This is a genomic window from Mesorhizobium sp. M7A.F.Ca.CA.002.04.1.1 (genome assembly GCF_004022805.1).
GTDB classification, from domain to species: domain Bacteria; phylum Pseudomonadota; class Alphaproteobacteria; order Rhizobiales; family Rhizobiaceae; genus Mesorhizobium; species Mesorhizobium ciceri.
Genome location: NZ_RZPL01000948.1, coordinates 1 through 1,759, shown reverse-complemented (window position 1 = coordinate 1,759; position 1,759 = coordinate 1). Strand labels below are relative to the sequence as shown.

At 62.9% G+C, this 1,759-nt stretch carries 3 protein-coding genes; all 3 read right to left on the bottom strand.

Features of this window, described 5'->3' with window-relative positions:
* On the bottom strand, positions 1 to 880 hold an 880-nt coding region (gene coaBC / locus ENZ75_RS30840; RefSeq protein WP_128278587.1), incomplete at its 3' end, for a bifunctional phosphopantothenoylcysteine decarboxylase/phosphopantothenate--cysteine ligase CoaBC.
* Complete coding sequence (locus ENZ75_RS30835) at positions 877 to 1,299, bottom strand: type II toxin-antitoxin system VapC family toxin (RefSeq protein ID WP_024502801.1); 423 nt, start codon at positions 1,297 to 1,299, stop codon at positions 877 to 879. The genes ENZ75_RS30835 and coaBC, both read right to left, overlap by 4 nt.
* Before the next feature lie 2 nt (positions 1,300 to 1,301).
* Positions 1,302 to 1,559, bottom strand: a complete 258-nt coding sequence (locus tag ENZ75_RS30830) for a plasmid stability protein (RefSeq protein WP_013529622.1) — start codon at positions 1,557 to 1,559, stop codon at positions 1,302 to 1,304.
* Positions 1,560 to 1,759: the final 200 nt, after the last annotated feature.

Genomic DNA, 1,759 nt, shown 5'->3' with positions numbered 1-1,759 from the left:
CCTTCTTGATCTTCTCACCGGCCGAGTTCTCGGTGCCCCAGTCGGCCACGGCGGCGACGAACACCGCCGCATCTGCGGGCAAGAGCCGTTCCACCGCGTCGCGCATCTCCTGCGCACGCTCGACGTGAATGGTCTTCACTCCGGGGGGATCGGCGATGCCGACAGGGCCGGAGACGAGGCGCACATCGGCGCCGAGCCTGGCCAGTGCTGCCGCGATGGCATGGCCCTGCTTGCCGGACGAGCGGTTGGCGATGTAGCGCACCGGGTCGATCGGCTCATGGGTCGGGCCGGAGGTGACGATGATCTTGCGCGCCGACAGCGGCCTGGGGCCGACATCGAGCAGCGCCTCGACCGCAGCAACGATCTCCAGCGGCTCGGCCATGCGGCCTTCGCCCGCCTCATTGCTTTCGGCCATCTCGCCCCTGGCCGGACCGACGAAGGTGACGCCGTCCTTCTGCAGCGTCGCGCGGTTGCGGCGGGTGGCCGGATGCGCCCACATTCTGGGGTTCATGGCCGGCGCCATCAGCACCGGCTTGTCGGTGGCGACAAGCACGGTGGAGGCCAGATCGTTGGCGTGGCCGTTTGCGAGCTTCGCCATCAGGTCGGCGGTGGCGGGCGCCACCACCAGCAGATCGGCCTCGCGCGACAGCCTGATATGGCCGACATCGTGTTCGTCATTGCGGTCGAACAGCTCGGTGAAAACATGGTCGGCGGAGAGCGCGCCGACCGACAGCGTGGTGACGAATTCCTGCGCGGCCGATGTCATGACCACCCGAACCGCGGCCCCGCGCTCGCGCAGCCGGCGGATCAGATCCAGCGCTTTGTAGGCGGCGATGCCGCCGCCGATGATGAGCAGGATGCGCTTGCCGGAGAGGCTCATGCACCCTCCCAAGGATTGACTATGCTGATACCGCAATCGGAAAAGTCAGCAACGTTTCTAGTCACCACCGCAAAGCCCCGCGAGCGAGCAACCGAGGCGATCTGTGCGTCAAATTCGCGTATAGGACGTCCCAGAAATCGTCTGTTCGAAACAATCTCCGCGTATGCTTCGGCTTCGCGGTCACCGAACGCGAGCACTGGGGTCTTGAGCCATTTGGTGAAAAAGGCCCCGATGACACTACCCAGTGCAGCCTTACGCGTTCCGTCCGGCATGTTCGCAAGCCCAACGAGCAGCTCTGCCTTGGTCATCGCCGTGACATATGAGCGGGTCGCGAGCGAGCTATCCATCCAGGTAGCCACCCCTGCATCCGGCCGTGGTTTGAAGGTTTCCGAGATAACATTCGTATCCAGCACGAACATGGTTAGTCAAATTTCAGTGGCTCGCGCGTAGGGCCGCGCTCCGGCAACTCGACATCGAAACCGCCATGGGGCTCAACCAGCCTACGAATCGCGGCATAGAGTGACTCTCCCCGAGGGTCTTGGTCCACACCGTCCGAAAGAACACTCTTGGCAAGAACGCTACGCGCTTCCTCTTCCATTGAGACTCCCCTCACGGCAGCTCGCTCACGCAGTTTCTGCTTCACGTTGGTGTCGAGATTGCGGATGGTAAGTGTGCTCATGTTTTTGCTCCTTACCTCAACCTAGTCCATGAAAGCGTTGCTTTCAATGATAGCAATGCCGGCACTGCTGTCACCGAGAACTCAGATCATCTTCCAGGCGATATAGACCAGCGTCACGGCAATCACCCAGAGTGCCCAGCGGCCGGAACGGCTGTAGCGCGCCTCGGCCTTGCCGATGGCGTGGGCGGTGGTCTCGTCGA